1 pseudogene is annotated in these 229 nt (G+C 70.3%); it reads left to right on the top strand.

What is annotated here, in order from left to right:
* A pseudogene (locus FMEAI12_RS23465) lies at positions 1–229 on the top strand (hypothetical protein); the annotation flags it as partial.

Raw genomic sequence — 229 nt, forward strand, 5'->3', positions numbered from 1 at the left:
GCCTGCCCGACACAGGCCCTGTCCGGCGAGCAAACGCGCAGGTCACCGCTCACCCGGACGGACCGTGGACCACCCAACAAGCCCGGAACCTCCTCATGGACTTCGGCGACCGGGCGGCCGACTTCCAGTTCCTGGTCCGTGACCGGGCCGGACAGTTCACCGCCTCCTTCGACGCGGTCCTCGCCGACGCCGGCATCACCACCGTCACGATCCCACCTCGTGCGCGACC

Origin of the sequence: Parafrankia sp. Ea1.12, assembly GCF_900465275.1 — a bacterium.
Lineage (GTDB): Bacteria > Actinomycetota > Actinomycetes > Frankiales > Frankiaceae > Parafrankia > Parafrankia soli.